Below are 16,325 nucleotides of genomic sequence, written 5' to 3'. Positions count from 1 at the left end.
ACCCTATTTTGATAATAGGGTTTTTTTCATGAAGGACATCTTTTCCTTTTTCATATCAGAAAGAAAGGGTATACTACGAGGAGACTGTTTTATAGAAAATGGAACCATGCCGTTTATTGTACAAGGATGAAAAAGTTGTATTATAATGGTTCATACTAAAGTCACGGAGGTGTCAGTCACATGGCAGAAGAATTAAAACGCAGCATCCCGCTCCTCCCTTTAAGAGGTTTATTAGTGTACCCGACGATGGTTTTGCATTTAGATGTAGGACGTGACAAGTCGGTTCAGGCTCTTGAACAGGCAATGATGCATGATCATATGATATTTTTAGCCACTCAGCAGGATATTTCGATAGACGAACCTGGTGAAGACGAGATTTTCACTGTCGGCACCTATACAAAAATTAAGCAAATGCTGAAGCTTCCGAACGGTACGATTCGTGTGTTGGTGGAGGGCCTCAAGCGCGCCCATATCGTCAAATACAATGAACACGAGGATTACACGTCGGTTGACATTCAACTTATTCATGAAGATGATTCAAAAGATACAGAAGACGAAGCATTGATGCGGACTTTGCTAGACCACTTTGATCAGTACATAAAAATTTCTAAAAAAATCTCGGCCGAAACGTACGCTGCGGTTACTGATATCGAAGAGCCGGGGAGAATGGCAGACATCGTTGCTTCTCATCTGCCCCTTAAACTAAAGGATAAGCAGGATATTTTAGAAACGGCTGATGTCAAAGACAGGCTGAACAAGGTCATTGATTTTATTAATAATGAAAAAGAAGTGCTGGAGATTGAGAAAAAAATCGGCCAGCGCGTCAAACGTTCGATGGAGCGTACGCAGAAGGAATACTACTTGCGTGAACAAATGAAGGCGATCCAAAAAGAGCTTGGCGATAAAGAAGGCAAAACTGGCGAAGTTCAGACGCTGACGGAAAAAATCGAAGAAGCAGGCATGCCTGATCATGTGAAGGAAACAGCGCTTAAAGAATTGAACAGATATGAAAAAATTCCGTCAAGTTCTGCGGAAAGCTCTGTGATCCGCAACTATATCGACTGGCTGGTTGCTCTTCCGTGGACGGATGAAACAGATGATAAGCTTGATTTGAAAGAAGCAGGACGTCTCTTGGACGAAGAGCACCACGGGCTTGAAAAAGTAAAAGAACGTATTTTAGAATATTTGGCTGTCCAGAAGCTGACCAAATCCCTGAAAGGCCCGATTCTCTGTTTGGCAGGACCTCCAGGTGTCGGAAAAACGTCTTTAGCCAAATCAATTGCAAAAAGCTTGGGACGCAAATTCGTCAGAATCTCACTCGGAGGAGTACGGGATGAATCAGAGATACGCGGACACAGACGGACCTATGTCGGAGCAATGCCTGGACGTATTATTCAAGGGATGAAAAAAGCGGGCAAGCTGAATCCGGTCTTCTTATTAGACGAAATTGACAAAATGTCATCTGATTTTAGAGGAGACCCATCATCCGCTATGCTTGAAGTGCTTGATCCAGAGCAAAACAGCAGCTTCAGTGATCACTATATTGAAGAAACCTTTGATTTATCCAAAGTGCTGTTTATCGCAACGGCGAACAATTTGGCCACAATCCCGGGCCCGCTCAGAGACAGAATGGAAATTATTAATATCGCAGGCTACACAGAAATAGAAAAACTTGAAATCGTAAAGGATCACTTGCTTCCAAAGCAAATCAAAGAACACGGGCTGAAGAAAAGCAACCTGCAGCTGCGTGATCAGGCGATTCTTGATATTATCCGCTACTATACGAGAGAAGCTGGTGTGAGAAGCCTTGAACGCCAGCTTGCCGCGATTTGCCGTAAAGCTGCAAAAGCCATTGTTGCTGAAGAGCGAAAACGGATTACGGTTACTGAGAAGAACCTTCAAGACTTTATCGGAAAACGTATTTTCAGATATGGACAAGCTGAGACAGAGGATCAGGTTGGTGTAGTGACAGGGCTTGCTTATACAACCGTTGGCGGAGATACGCTGTCGATTGAAGTATCGCTTTCTCCGGGGAAAGGGAAATTAATCCTGACAGGAAAGCTCGGAGATGTTATGAGAGAGTCTGCTCAGGCTGCATTCAGCTATGTGCGATCCAAAACAGAAGAACTTGGCATTGAACCTGACTTTCATGAGAAGTATGATATTCATATACATGTACCAGAGGGTGCGGTGCCAAAAGATGGTCCGTCAGCCGGTATTACGATGGCAACAGCGCTTGTTTCTGCTTTAACGGGACGGGCGGTTTCGCGTGAAGTCGGCATGACTGGGGAAATCACGCTTCGCGGGCGCGTGCTGCCGATCGGCGGCTTAAAGGAAAAAGCGCTTGGCGCACATAGAGCGGGATTAACGACCATTATTGCGCCTAAAGATAATGAAAAAGATATAGAGGATATTCCGGAAAGCGTCAGGGAGGGGCTGACATTTATATTGGCGTCCCACTTAGACGAGGTTTTGGAACATGCCTTAGTAGGAGAGAAGAAATGAAAGTCACAAAGTCAGAAATCGTGATCAGTGCAGTAAAACCGGAACAGTACCCTGAAGGGGGGCTTCCGGAAATCGCATTGGCCGGAAGATCGAACGTAGGAAAATCGTCTTTTATCAATTCATTAATCAATCGCAAAAATCTTGCGAGAACGTCATCAAAGCCGGGAAAAACACAAACGCTTAATTTCTACATTATCAATGATGAGCTGCATTTTGTGGATGTGCCGGGCTACGGTTTTGCCAAAGTGTCAAAGTCTGAGCGTGAAGCATGGGGGAGAATGATTGAAACCTATATCACGACACGCGAGGAATTAAAAGCTGTGGTGCAGATCGTTGATTTGCGGCATGCGCCATCTAATGATGATGTACAGATGTATGAATTCTTAAAGTATTACGGCATTCCTGTTATTGTTATCGCTACAAAGGCGGATAAGATCCCGAAAGGCAAATGGGACAAACACGCAAAGGTTGTCCGACAAACATTAAATATTGATCCGGAAGACGAGCTGATCCTCTTTTCTTCAGAAACGAAAAAGGGAAAAGACGAAGCTTGGGGAGCGATCAAAAAAATGATAAACCGGTAGAGGATCCTCTACCGGTTTTATTTATCGTATAGATTTTTTTCGTTTTATCAATAATAACAATAAACTGATTCCAATAAAGACAAACGGCCAATACTCCTTCAGAAGCGCTGTTGGAATATGCGCAGACTCAAGCCATGCCATAATTTGTTTGAAAAAGTACAAAAACAGGGAAAAACAAATCATCGACACAGCTTCATATACATATTCTTTTTTTTGAACGGTTGAAACGAGAAGTGAGAAGCCGATCATAAAGAGGAGCATTTCAAAATCATCCGGCCACCATACCCACTTCGGCTTGGCAAAAAAGTGTAAACCGATCCCGAAGAGAAGCAAACCGATAAAAAAATGGGGTGTAACGGCTTCTTTTTTTCCTTGATATACAAAGGCTGCGCCTAACAGCATGAGGAGAACAGGCCATTGATCCTGCCCTGAAAACAGTTCGGCTTGGCCGCTTTCTAGCCATGCATATACAGAAGCGGCAAGCAGCAGACAAGGGAATAAAATTGATTTTTGTTTCATGATATCACCTTCTTGTTTTTTAGAGCTGATGTGTAGTAAATTTCTGCTGTTTTTGGTATTGTCAATAGGAATGCTTCTTTTCCCTGAAGCTTTTTCTAATATAGCATAAGAATTTTAAAATCTGTTCACATTTTGTGAAAGAAACTATGTTATAATTATTATAAATAATGAGTTCTATGTTAGAATGATTATAAATTAAGATTGGGTGTTGGGGGTGTAATTAGAGCGATGCATATACTTGTTGTGGGAGTAGATTATAAATCCGCCCCTATTGAGATACGTGAAAAAGTAAGTTTTCAGCCGAATGAGCTGGCAGAAGCAATGGTGCAGCTGAAAGAAGAGAAAAGCATTCTTGAAAACATCATTGTCTCAACCTGCAACCGCACTGAAATTTATGCGGTAGTCGACCAGCTCCATACCGGCCGTTATTATATAAAAAAGTTTTTAGCTGATTGGTTTCAATTAAGCAAAGAAGAGCTGTCACCGTTCTTAACGTTTTATGAGAGCGATGCCGCTGTTGAGCATTTATTCCGTGTAGCCTGCGGACTTGACTCTATGGTGATTGGCGAAACGCAGATTCTCGGACAGGTACGCGACAGCTTTAAAACAGCTCAGCAAGAAAAAACGATCGGGACTATTTTTAATGAGCTGTTTAAGCAGGCGGTTACAGTGGGCAAGCGAACTCACGCCGAAACAGACATTGGCTCAAATGCGGTGTCAGTAAGCTATGCTGCAGTTGAACTTGCCAAAAAAATCTTCGGAAATCTTTCAAGCAAGCACATATTGATTCTCGGTGCGGGAAAAATGGGCGAGCTTGCTGCGGAAAACCTGCACGGACAGGGAATCGGCAAGGTCACTGTCATTAACCGAACATACTTGAAAGCGAAGGAGCTTGCAGACCGTTTTTCAGGTGAAGCAAGAAGCTTGAATCAGCTTGAAAGCGCGCTTGCGGAGGCTGATATTTTAATCAGTTCAACCGGTGCAAGTGAATTTGTCGTGTCCAAAGAGATGATGGAAAACGCGAATAAGCTTCGCAAGGGACGTCCGCTGTTTATGGTCGACATTGCCGTGCCTAGAGATCTTGATCCGGCGCTGAATGATCTTGAAGGTGTTTTTCTTTATGATATCGACGATCTGGAAGGCATTGTAGAAGCGAACATGAAAGAGCGGAGAGAAACAGCTGAAAAAGTTGAACTGTTAATTGAAGAAACCATTGTGGAATTTAAACAATGGATGAATACACTTGGTGTTGTGCCGGTTATTTCTGCATTGCGCGAAAAGGCGCTTGCCATCCAGTCAGAAACGATGGACAGCATTGAGCGTAAGCTACCTCACTTAAGCACAAGAGAGAAAAAACTGTTGAACAAACACACCAAAAGTATTATTAACCAAATGCTTCGTGATCCGATTTTAAAGGTGAAAGAGCTTGCGGCAGATGCTGATTCTGAAGAAAAGCTCGCGTTGTTTATGCAGATTTTTGATATTGAAGAAGCTGCGGGCCGTCAAATGATGAAAACCGTTGAAAGCAGCCAGAAGGTCCACTCTTTTAAGAAGGCTGAATCAAAAGCGGGCTTTAGCCCACTTGTAAGTGAGTGAAAGCTGAATGATTGATACTGCAATGGCAAGACTTAATGAGGGGACAATCGTCATTTACGCGTTAAGTGTACTCTTTTATTTTATAGATTTTCTTCAACACAACCGGAAGGCTGGAAAAATGGCCTTCTGGTTGCTTTCTATTGTCTGGACTCTGCAAACCGTGTATTTGGCCTATTTTATGTGGGTGACGGGGCGGTTTCCGGTATTAAATGTGACAGAGGCACTTTATTTTTATGCCTGGGTGCTTGTCACGCTGTCACTTGTACTGACAAAGCTTTTACGTGTTGACTTTATCGTGTTTTTTACAAATGTTATAGGATTTTCTATGATCGCCATTCACACATTTTCACCGACAGAGCAGCAGTCAGCTGCTTTTTCCGGGCAGCTTGTATCCGAGCTTTTGGTGATTCATATTACAATGGCGATTCTTTCATACGGCGCTTTTTCCCTTTCTTTCGTTTTTTCTGTGCTATATATGTTTCAATATCATCTGCTGAAAAAGAAAAAGTGGGGAAAATGGCTGTTGAGAATAGAAGATTTATCTAAGCTTGATTATATGGCGTATGTTTTAAATGTCATTGGGGTTCCGATGCTGCTGCTGAGTTTGATTCTCGGCGTCATTTGGGCGTATGTCTCACTAGAAACGCTGTATTGGTTTGACGCCAAAGTGCTTGGTTCGTTTGTCGTCCTGCTGCTGTACAGCTATTATCTTTATATCAGGCTGATTAAGGAGCTGCAAGGAAAGGTCGCAGCACTGTGGAATACGGCTTGTTTTCTGGTGCTGATGATCAATTATTTCCTGCTTGGAAGCCTGTCGCAATTCCATTGGTTCAGTTAAACGATGTCCCAAGCAGATTCGGGAGGAAAGAAATGATGAGAACGATTAAAGTAGGTTCCAGACGGAGCAAACTCGCTATGACTCAAACAAAATGGGTTATTCAAAAACTGAAGGAAATCAATCCTTCGTTTGCTTTTGAAATTAAAGAGATCGTGACAAAGGGCGACCGGATTGTCGATGTTACACTCTCAAAAGTGGGTGGAAAAGGGCTTTTTGTCAAAGAAATTGAACAGGCGCTTTTAAACGAAGAGATTGATATGGCAGTGCACAGCATGAAGGACATGCCTGCTGTTTTGCCTGAAGGCCTTGTGATCGGCTGTATTCCTGAACGGGAGGACCCGCGTGATGCCCTTATTTCAAAGAATCGCGTAAAGCTTTCAGAAATGAAGAAAGGTGCTGTCATTGGCACAAGCAGTTTAAGAAGAAGCGCGCAGCTTTTGATTGAGCGCCCTGACCTTACAATTAAATGGATTAGAGGTAATATAGATACAAGACTTCAAAAGCTGGAAACAGAGGATTATGACGCGATTATTTTAGCGGCTGCCGGACTTTCTAGAATGGGGTGGAAGCAAGATGTCGTAACCGAATTCCTTGAGCCTGAGCGCTGTTTGCCTGCTGTGGGGCAGGGAGCACTGGCGATTGAGTGCCGAGAATCGGATGAAGAGCTGTTGGCGTTGTTTTCTCAGTTTACAGATGAATATACAAAACGGACTGTCTTAGCGGAACGTGCTTTTTTAAACGCGATGGAGGGCGGCTGCCAGGTTCCGATCGCGGGCTACTCCGTGTTAAATGGACAGGATGAAATTGAAATGACAGGTCTTGTCGCTTCACCTGACGGCAAAATCATTTTTAAAGAAACCGTCACCGGAAACGATCCTGAGGAAGTAGGAAAGCGCTGTGCCGCTCTTATGGCTGACAAAGGAGCAAAAGATTTAATTGATCGTGTAAAACGGGAGCTTGATGAGGATGGAAAATGATTTTCCGTTGAAAGGAAAAACAGTGCTTGTCACCCGGAATAAGGCACAGGCAACATCATTTCAGCAAAAAGTGGAGGCGCTTGGCGGTAAAGCGGTTTTAACCTCTTTGATTACGTTTCGCCGCGCTTTGCCGAATGATGTTGCGGAACAGGTAAGAGAGGATCTTGCCGCGCCAGGCTGGCTTGTTTTTACAAGTGTGAACGGGGCAGACTTCTTTTTTTCTTATCTGAAGGAAAATCAGCTTATTCTCCCTGCGCATAAAAAAATTGCAGCCGTCGGTGAAAAAACCGCCCGCCGTTTAAAAACGCATAACGTATCGGTTGATGTGATGCCACAGGAGTATATTGCTGAACAATTGGCTGACGCTCTTAAGCAGCATGCTGAACCGGGGGAGCCCATTACCGTGATGAAAGGGAATTTGTCACGTGATGTGATAAAACAAGAGCTTGTCCCGCTCGGTTTTGAAGTAAAGGAATGGGTTCTCTACGAAACGATTCCGGATGAAGAAGGCATTGAGGCACTGAAAGACGCTGCGGGTCAATATTCCTTTGACTATGTAACATTTACGAGTTCATCAACCGTACATACGTTTATGCATGTCTTGGGAGAAGAATTAAAAAAGTGGAAGGCGAATGGGACGGCCTGTATCAGCATTGGACCTTTAACAAATGATGCCCTTCTGACGTACGGCATCACATCGCATACGCCTAATACATTTACAATAGATGGCATGCTTGAATTAATGTGCAGCATGTCAAGAGAGGAAGAGAGAATATGAGTCAATCATTTAATAGACACCGCCGCCTGCGGACATCAAAAGCAATGAGAGAAATGGTAAAGGAAACACGTTTGCATCCATCAGATTTTATTTATCCGATTTTTGTCGTTGAAGGGCTGGAAGGCAAAAAAGCTGTTCCGTCAATGCCTGATGTTTACCATGTATCATTAGATTTATTGAAGGATGAAGTAGCGGAGCTGGTCAAACTGGGCATTCAATCTGTTATCGTGTTCGGCATCCCGGAAGAAAAAGATGATTGCGGAACACAAGCGTACCATGATCACGGAATTGTCCAAAAAGCCATCACAGAAATTAAAGAACACTTCCCTGAAATGGTTGTTGTCGCTGACACGTGCCTGTGTGAATATACAGACCACGGCCATTGCGGACTTGTCAAAGACGGGGTCATCCTCAATGATGAATCGCTGGAGCTTTTGGCGCAGACAGCTGTCAGCCAAGCGAAAGCAGGTGCGGATATCATTGCGCCATCAAACATGATGGACGGATTTGTTACAGTGATCAGAGAAGCGCTTGATAAAGAAGGATTCGTCAATATTCCCATCATGTCTTACGCTGTGAAATATTCTAGCGAGTTTTACGGTCCGTTCCGTGATGCAGCAAACAGCACACCGCAATTCGGAGACCGCAAAACATATCAGATGGACCCTGCCAACCGTATGGAGGCACTCCGCGAAGCACAATCAGATGTCGAGGAAGGCGCGGACTTTTTGATTGTCAAACCTTCGCTTTCTTATATGGATATCATGCGTGACGTAAAAAATGAGTTTACTTTTCCGCTCGTCGCTTATAATGTAAGCGGAGAGTATTCAATGGTGAAGGCTGCAGCGCAGAACGGCTGGATCAAAGAAAAAGAAATTGTGTTGGAAATTTTGACAAGCATGAAGCGCGCGGGTGCCGACCTGATTATTACGTATCATGCGAAAGACGCAGCGAAATGGCTTGCGGAGTAATTTTATTCAGTTGACAGGAGTTGAGGCAGATGAGAAGCTATGAAAAATCAAAAACGGCTTTTAAAGAAGCGCAAAAACTCATGCCGGGCGGTGTGAACAGTCCCGTTCGCGCATTTAAATCGGTAGACATGGACCCGATTTTTATGGAGCGCGGAAAAGGCTCGAAAATCTTTGATATTGACGGGAATGAATATATTGACTACGTCTTGTCATGGGGGCCTTTAATTTTAGGGCATACAAATGACCGCGTCGTAGAAAGCCTCAAAAAAGTGGCTGAATACGGGACAAGCTTCGGTGCTCCGACTGAAGTAGAAAATGAACTGGCTAAGCTCGTCATTGATCGTGTGCCATCTGTAGAAATTGTACGAATGGTAAGCTCCGGAACAGAGGCTACAATGAGTGCCCTCCGTTTGGCAAGGGGCTATACGGGCCGCAACAAGATTTTAAAATTTGAGGGCTGCTACCACGGACACGGCGATTCTCTCTTGATTAAAGCTGGTTCAGGTGTTGCCACTCTCGGTCTGCCTGACAGCCCGGGGGTGCCTGAAGGCATTGCGAAAAACACCATCACCGTTCCGTACAATGATTTAGAAAGTGTAAAGCTTGCTTTCCAGCAATTCGGTGAAGACATTGCAGGAGTCATTGTAGAGCCAGTTGCCGGAAATATGGGTGTTGTTCCGCCGCAAGAAGGTTTCCTGCAGGGTCTGCGTGATATCACTGAGCAGTACGGCTCCCTGCTGATTTTTGATGAAGTGATGACTGGCTTCCGGGTCGATTATAACTGCGCTCAAGGCTACTTCGGCGTAACGCCTGATCTGACTTGTTTAGGAAAAGTAATCGGGGGCGGACTTCCTGTCGGCGCTTATGGCGGAAAGGCAGAAATCATGGAGCAGATCGCTCCAAGCGGCCCGATCTATCAAGCTGGTACATTGTCAGGCAACCCGCTTGCGATGACGGCTGGCTTAGAGACATTGAAACAGCTGACACCTGATTCCTACAAGAAATTCATCAAAAAAGGCGACAGACTGGAAGAAGGAATTTCAAAAGCCGCCGAGGCTCATGGCATTCCGCATACCTTTAACCGTGCAGGTTCGATGATCGGTTTCTTCTTTACAAACGAACCAGTCATCAATTATGAAACGGCGAAATCATCTGATTTGAAGCTGTTCGCAAGCTATTATAAAGGGATGGCAAATGAAGGGGTATTCCTTCCGCCATCACAATTCGAAGGTCTTTTCCTCTCAACGGCCCATACTGATGAAGATATTGAAAACACAATCCAGGCAGCTGAGAAAGTATTTGCTGAGATCAGCCGCAGATAAGAGTGAAAACCGGTATCAAGGACTCCTTGTGCCGGTTTTTTCGTGCTCTGCCACTCATATTTTCTCCAGTTCATACATACACCTTTAGTGACATCTAATTTTAAGGATTAGATGAAAGGAGGATATGAACTTGCCGCAAAATCATCGATTGCAATTTTCTGTAGAAGAATCGATCTGTTTCCAAAAAGGACAGGAAGTTTCTGAACTGCTTTCTATTTCATTAGATCCTGATATTAGGGTTCAGGAAGTAAATGATTATGTATCAATCATAGGATCGCTTGAACTTACAGGTGAGTACAACATAGATCAAAACAAACATACCGAAGAGATTTATACAGATAAGCGGTTTGTTGAACAAGTCAGAAAGAGAGAGGATGGAAGTGCGGAACTGACTCACTGTTTTCCTGTGGATATTACCATTCCGAAAAATAAAGTGAGCCATTTACAGGATGTCTTCGTCTTTATTGACGCATTTGACTATCAATTGACGGATTCGCGCATTTTAACAATTCAAGCTGATTTAGCGATCGAAGGGCTTTTGGACGATACGCAAGACAAAGAGCCGGAGATACCTTTATATGAAGCTCCTGCGGCATTCAGGGAGGAAGAGCTTTCAGAGCCGCCGGCACATAGTGTAGTAGAAGAACCGGGTGCATCATCGGCAGAGGAAGCAGTTCTTCAGCATGAACCGCCAGCCGAACCGCCAGAACTTTTTATCTCGAAAGCGGGGCTCCGTGAAGAACTGGAGACAGAAAAAGCAGAATCTGAGCCGCCTGAATCGGTTGCTTCAGAACCAGAGGCCAGAGAAGATGTGAAAGAGGAAGAAGAGTCAGAAGAGCTTGCTGTGCCGGAAACGGAGGTTCGTGCTGAATCGGAAACAGAAGAATCTGAGCCAGAACCTGATCCTTCAGAAATAGAGATTCAAGAGATCGTTAAAGCAAAAAAAGAAACGGCAGAGCCGGCAGCTGCAATAGCGGATGTTCGTGAAGAAGCAGACTCTCCAGCGGAGACTGAGCTTCGTGAACACGCTGGAGCAGAAGAATCGCCTGCTTTGGAAGCTGAGCTTCATTCAGAGACTGTGATTGCAGAGGAAAAAGCGGAAACAACAGTGTCTCCTAATCATGAATATGCGCTGCGCCAAGAGGCTCAAAAGGAAGAAGCGGCTCAATCGGATCAGGCTGATCCTGCGCTTTGCCAAGAAGAGGCGGAACCGGATGAAGCTTTGGAGAGTGTATCAGAGGCCGCTCTCTCCATAGAAGATAGCAGAGAAACAGCTTCAGCTGTATATATGGAGAATGACAATGCCGATTTACATTTCCATTTCAATCAAAAAACAAGCTCGGAGGAGGCATCTCAAGAAGAATTGCCTGAACCGGCATACCGTACCTTCCTGCCTGAACAAGAAGAGGAGGATTCTTTTTATTCAGCGCCTAAGCTGCTGGAGGAGGAAGAACAAGAGGAAGAGAGCTTCGAAATTGAAGTGAGAAAAACACCATCAGCTGAAGAGCCTAAGGAAGAAACACCTTTTCAATCCTTCCAGCTGCCTGAATCTTCTGAGACTGAAAGGAAGGAAACGGATGCTGTTCCTAGGGTTGCTCCTGCTGCTGAAACGAAGGAACCTCAAACAAAGGAAAGTGATAATTCTCTTTATTTAACAAAACTCTTTACAAAAGAAGCGGATGAGTTTTCGAGAATGAAAATTTGTATTGTGCAGCAGGAAGATACGATCGAGCGTTTATGCGAACGGTATGAAATTACATCCCAGCAGCTGATCAGGATGAATTCTTTAGCCTTGGATGATGAATTAAAAGCAGGACAGATTCTCTATATTCCTCAATATAAAAATAGCCATGCGTAAACCGTAAGTGATCGGAAAATGTGGTGAATGAAATGGAAGATACCCAATCGGTTCTTCAGGAATACGGACTGACTGCTCAATTTATTGAGCCTGTCAGTCCTCTTGTTTGGAAAGTGTATACAGACTACGGCATATTTGCCCTAAAAAAATTGAAAGAAGGTCGCGGCAAGCATTTTACAGATCATATGGTGGCGATTGAGGAAAAAGGCTTTCGTTCATTCGTTCCCGTTTACAGAACAAATAGCGGTGAGTTTTTCTCAGCAGGCATACAATACGGAGATACCTACTATTTAATGCCTTGGCTCCAATTTGACCAAGAGGAAGAACGGGATCAAAAACATGCTTATTTATTTAGGGAAACAGCCCGTCTTCACGAGAGAACTGCACAGGAACTAAAGGTTAGACGTGATGAGATTGAACGTTATTACGGGCAAATGAAAAAAAAGTGGGAACAAGATAAAATTTTCTATGAGCAGTTTGTGGATAGAGCGGAGAAGGAATGGTACCTTTCTCCTTTTGAACTCCAGGCCATAACCTATTTTTCTGAAACCATTTCCGCGGTGAACTTTGCGCTGGAACGGCTGGAGGACTGGTATGAGTCCGCAAAGGAAAAGGACGTTTCAAGGGTTGTAATGAACCACGGCAGCCTGTCTATACACCATTTTCTGTATAATGATGCCGGGACCGGATATTTTACAAACTTCGAAAGAGCATCTGTCGGTCCGCCGCAAAACGACCTGCTCGGCTTTTATACAAAAATGTTCAGAGGCTTTCCGAAAGCTTGTCCGGAATGCGTCGAATGGTTTTATGGATATACGAAATCATTCCCTTTGCGTGAAGCGGAAGTCAGCCTTTTTCTCAGCTATATGGCATATCCGGCAGCCATGTACAAGGTGCTGAACGGTTATCAAACTGGGAAAAGACAGCATGAAAAAGAGGAATGTACACAATTATTAAAGGCTTATTGGCAAATGAAAAACATAGAGCCGTTTGTGATGAAAATTCATCAGATTGAACAAGAGAAAAAATTTCAGGCTGAAAACGAGTCCACGTCTTAATGGCGCGGACTTGTTTGTTTATATCCATTCTAAATGAAGGGCGCAAGCTAAAAAGATTAGGATTGCGAGCAGCAAAACATCAAAGGTTGTCGGAAAGAAAATGGTTCTGATTCCTTGAAAAATCGTAATGGGAATAATCACTTGTGCGGATACAAGCCGAATTTGCCTTACCCATGGCGGCAGCGAATAAGAGCTGAAACGTTTCTTCACGGTGCATCCTCCTCTACGCATTTACAAGCATCATATGTAAACTTGGGCAATAGGTGCCTGCCCATCTGTATAGAAAGCGGTGTTTTTGGAAAAGATGATTGACGAATCAAAAACACTTTTACTATAATAAAGAACATAAATAATGTATACAATGAGCTGATAAATACACCTGCTTAGAACGGGAAGAGTACAAAAAAGGCGCATGCAGAGAGAGAAGCCGTTTGCTGAAAGGCTTCTTATGTTGTCTGATTGGAAGGTCGCCCGGGAGCATAATTTCTTGAAAGAAGAGTAGAGAAATTCGGGAAACACCCGTTATCCGTTATAAGTGCATGAACTGATTGAGTTCATGAAAAAAGGTGGTACCGCGAAAGAGCTTTTCGTCCTTTTACAGGGATGAAGAGCTCTTTTTTCGTTCTCAGCCATTTTTAAACATGCTGGAGGGTTATGATGGAAACGAATGAACAAACAATGCCGACGAAATATGATCCGGCAGCGGTTGAAAAAGACCGATATGATTTTTGGCTAAAAGGCAAATTTTTTGAAGCGGGCAGTGACCAGACAAAAGAGCCATACTCTGTTGTCATCCCGCCGCCAAACGTAACAGGGAGACTTCACCTTGGCCACGCATGGGACACAACGCTGCAAGACATTGTAACAAGAATGAAACGCATGCAGGGCTATGATGTGCTGTGGCTTCCTGGCATGGACCACGCCGGCATCGCGACACAGGCTAAAGTGGAGGCGAAACTTCGTGAAGAAGGCAAATCCCGCTACGATTTAGGCCGTGAAAAATTCCTCGAAGAAACGTGGAAGTGGAAGGAAGAATATGCTGACTTTATTCGCAGCCAGTGGGCGAAATTAGGTCTTGGCCTAGATTATTCCCGTGAACGTTTTACGCTGGATGAAGGCTTGAGCAAAGCGGTAAGGGAAGTATTCGTTAAGCTTTATGAAAAAGGCCTGATCTACAGAGGCGAATATATTATTAACTGGGACCCAGCGACAAAAACAGCCCTATCCGACATTGAGGTGATTTACAAGGATGTTCAAGGCGCATTCTATCATATGAGCTATCCGCTTGCTGACGGTTCAGGCTCAATTGAAATTGCGACGACACGTCCTGAAACAATGCTCGGTGATACAGCTGTTGCCGTTCACCCTGAAGACGAGCGCTATAAACACCTTATCGGAAAAACGGTGATCCTGCCGATTGTAAATCGTGAAATTCCGATTGTCGGTGATGACTATGTTGATATGGAATTTGGTTCAGGTGCCGTGAAAATTACGCCTGCTCATGATCCGAACGACTTCGAGCTTGGCAACCGCCACAATTTAGAACGCATCCTTGTCATGAATGAAGATGGCACGATGAATGAAAATGCGCTCCAATATCAAGGTATGGATCGTTTTGAATGCCGCAAAAAGCTCGTGAAAGATTTACAGGAGGCGGGAGTTCTCTTCAAGATCGAGGATCATATGCACTCTGTCGGCCATAGTGAACGAAGCGGGGCTGTTGTGGAGCCTTATCTTTCTACACAATGGTTTGTGCGCATGCAGCCGCTTGCTGATGCAGCGATTGAGCTGCAAAAAAAAGAAGAAAAGGTCAACTTTGTGCCTGACCGTTTCGAAAAAACGTATTTACACTGGATGGAAAATATCCGCGACTGGTGTATCTCCCGTCAATTGTGGTGGGGCCATCGTATTCCTGCCTGGTATCATAAAGAAACAGGCGAGCTATATGTCGGACTTGAAGCGCCGGAAGACAGCGAAAATTGGGAACAGGATACAGACGTACTGGATACATGGTTCAGTTCTGCGCTATGGCCTTTCTCCACAATGGGCTGGCCTGATGTAACGGCTGAAGACTTTAAACGCTACTATCCGACAGATGTTCTCGTGACAGGGTACGATATCATTTTCTTCTGGGTATCACGCATGATTTTCCAAGGCATTGAATTTACAGGCGAGCGCCCGTTCAAAGATGTTTTAATCCACGGCTTAATCCGTGACGAGCAAGGCCGGAAAATGAGTAAATCTCTTGGCAACGGTGTCGACCCGATGGATGTGATTGACAAGTACGGAGCCGATTCTCTGCGTTATTTCCTTGCGACTGGAAGCTCTCCTGGCCAGGATCTGCGCTTCAGCTATGAAAAAGTGGAATCGACCTGGAATTTTGCCAATAAAATTTGGAACGCCTCCCGTTTTGCATTAATGAATATGGATGGCATGACGTACGATGAGCTTGATCTGTCAGGTGAAAAGTCAGTCGCTGACAAGTGGATTTTAACGCGATTAAATGAAACGATCGAGCACGTGACCCAGCTTGCTGACCGATATGAATTTGGTGAAGTAGGACGCCATTTATATAACTTTATTTGGGATGATTTCTGTGATTGGTATATTGAAATGGCGAAGCTTCCGCTTTATGGAGAAGACGAAGCGGCTAAGAAAACTACCCGTTCCATCCTTGCTTACGTACTTGATCAAACGATGCGTCTGCTCCATCCGTTTATGCCATTCTTAACGGAGGAAATTTGGCAGCACCTTCCTCACCAAGGGGAATCGATTACAGTAAGTCAATGGCCTGCAGTAGTGCCGGAGCATACCGATACTGAAGCGGCAGCTGACATGAAGCTTCTTGTTGAGCTGATCCGTTCTGTGCGCAATATCCGCAGTGAAGTCAATACGCCAATGAGCAAGCAGGTTGAACTGTACATTAAAACAAGCACAGACGAAATAGCGTCCCGCCTCGAAGCGAACCGTTCATATGTTGAACGCTTTACGAATCCGAGCGTGCTTAAAATCGGCACCGATATTGAGGCTGTTGATAAGGCGATGACGGCCGTTGTCTCAGGAGCAGAGGTTATTCTTCCGCTTGAAGGCTTAATCAATATTGATGAAGAAATTGCCCGTCTGCAAAAAGAATTTGATAAACTGACAAAAGAAGTTGAGCGTGTCCAAAAGAAACTTGGAAATGAAGGATTTATGAAAAAAGCGCCTGCACACGTAATTGATGAAGAACGTGAAAAAGAAAAAGATTATGTGGCGAAGCGTGACGCTGTTCAAAAACGAATGGCTGAGCTGAAGGGTTAATGAAAAGCCGGGGCGGTTT

At 44.3% G+C, this 16,325-nt stretch carries 13 protein-coding genes and 1 other annotated feature; of the genes, 11 read left to right on the top strand and 2 right to left on the bottom strand.

Going from position 1 to position 16,325, the window contains the following annotated elements:
* Window positions 1-180 precede the first annotated feature (180 nt).
* Both lon and yihA read left to right on the top strand, forming a co-directional pair.
* Window positions 181-2,505 carry an endopeptidase La gene (gene lon / locus MKX71_RS14045; RefSeq protein ID WP_003229618.1) on the top strand — a complete coding sequence of 775 codons (2,325 nt, stop codon included), beginning with the start codon at window positions 181-183 and terminating at the stop codon, window positions 2,503-2,505.
* Window positions 2,502-3,089 carry a ribosome biogenesis GTP-binding protein YihA/YsxC gene (gene yihA / locus MKX71_RS14040; protein ID WP_003229621.1) on the top strand — a complete coding sequence of 196 codons (588 nt, stop codon included), beginning with the start codon at window positions 2,502-2,504 and terminating at the stop codon, window positions 3,087-3,089. The genes lon and yihA overlap by 4 nt, the downstream gene beginning before the upstream one ends.
* 21 nt (window positions 3,090-3,110) lie before the next feature.
* Here yihA and MKX71_RS14035 read toward each other — a convergent pair whose 3' ends face one another.
* Window positions 3,111-3,608, bottom strand: coding sequence for a hypothetical protein (locus MKX71_RS14035; protein WP_003229624.1), 498 nt, complete (start codon window positions 3,606-3,608; stop codon window positions 3,111-3,113).
* A 228-nt stretch (window positions 3,609-3,836) separates the two neighbouring features.
* On the opposite strand from MKX71_RS14035, the gene hemA reads away from it, so the two are divergent.
* The 8 genes from hemA (at window position 3,837) to cotN (ending at window position 13,006) form a co-directional block, all read left to right on the top strand.
* A complete protein-coding gene (gene hemA / locus MKX71_RS14030) occupies window positions 3,837-5,204 on the top strand; it encodes a glutamyl-tRNA reductase (protein WP_004399038.1) in 1,368 nt (455 codons plus the stop codon).
* Window positions 5,205-5,211: 7 nt separating this feature from the next.
* On the top strand, window positions 5,212-6,042 hold the full coding sequence (locus tag MKX71_RS14025) for a cytochrome c biogenesis protein (RefSeq protein ID WP_003222575.1): 831 nt from the start codon (window positions 5,212-5,214) through the stop codon (window positions 6,040-6,042).
* Window positions 6,043-6,074: 32 nt separating this feature from the next.
* Window positions 6,075-7,019, top strand: coding sequence for a hydroxymethylbilane synthase (gene hemC / locus MKX71_RS14020; protein WP_010886587.1), 945 nt, complete (start codon window positions 6,075-6,077; stop codon window positions 7,017-7,019).
* Complete coding sequence (hemD, locus tag MKX71_RS14015; RefSeq protein ID WP_042975049.1) at window positions 7,009-7,797, top strand: uroporphyrinogen-III synthase; 789 nt, start codon at window positions 7,009-7,011, stop codon at window positions 7,795-7,797. The genes hemC and hemD overlap by 11 nt, the downstream gene beginning before the upstream one ends.
* Window positions 7,794-8,768, top strand: coding sequence for a porphobilinogen synthase (gene hemB / locus MKX71_RS14010; RefSeq protein ID WP_339231229.1), 975 nt, complete (start codon window positions 7,794-7,796; stop codon window positions 8,766-8,768). Before hemD ends, hemB begins: the two co-directional genes overlap by 4 nt.
* Window positions 8,769-8,797: 29 nt before the next feature.
* Window positions 8,798-10,090: a glutamate-1-semialdehyde 2,1-aminomutase gene (gene hemL / locus MKX71_RS14005; RefSeq protein ID WP_033882929.1), complete on the top strand. Its 1,293-nt coding sequence runs from the start codon at window positions 8,798-8,800 to the stop codon at window positions 10,088-10,090.
* 130 nt (window positions 10,091-10,220) lie between these two features.
* Window positions 10,221-11,948 carry a spore coat morphogenetic protein SpoVID gene (gene spoVID, locus MKX71_RS14000; protein WP_069703828.1) on the top strand — a complete coding sequence of 576 codons (1,728 nt, stop codon included), beginning with the start codon at window positions 10,221-10,223 and terminating at the stop codon, window positions 11,946-11,948.
* 32 nt (window positions 11,949-11,980) lie between these two features.
* On the top strand, window positions 11,981-13,006 hold the full coding sequence (gene cotN, locus MKX71_RS13995) for a spore coat protein CotN (RefSeq protein ID WP_069703829.1): 1,026 nt from the start codon (window positions 11,981-11,983) through the stop codon (window positions 13,004-13,006).
* Between the two features lie 18 nt (window positions 13,007-13,024).
* Here the strand turns inward: cotN and MKX71_RS13990 are convergent, their stop codons facing one another.
* Window positions 13,025-13,216: a hypothetical protein gene (locus MKX71_RS13990; protein WP_003222590.1), complete on the bottom strand. Its 192-nt coding sequence runs from the start codon at window positions 13,214-13,216 to the stop codon at window positions 13,025-13,027.
* Window positions 13,217-13,381: 165 nt separating this feature from the next.
* Window positions 13,382-13,604 (top strand) — a binding site (T-box leader).
* A gap of 59 nt (window positions 13,605-13,663) precedes the next feature.
* Here MKX71_RS13990 and valS point away from each other — a divergent pair.
* Entirely contained in the window at window positions 13,664-16,306 is a 2,643-nt protein-coding gene (gene valS / locus MKX71_RS13985) for a valine--tRNA ligase (protein WP_004398606.1), read from the top strand.
* The last annotated feature ends 19 nt before the right edge of the window (window positions 16,307-16,325 follow it).

Origin of the sequence: Bacillus sp. FSL M8-0071 (assembly GCF_037975455.1) — a bacterium.
GTDB classification, from domain to species: Bacteria; Bacillota; Bacilli; order Bacillales; family Bacillaceae; genus Bacillus; species Bacillus subtilis.
The sequence above is the reverse complement of the archived record's forward strand: the minus strand, read 5'-3'. Positions and strand labels throughout refer to the sequence as shown.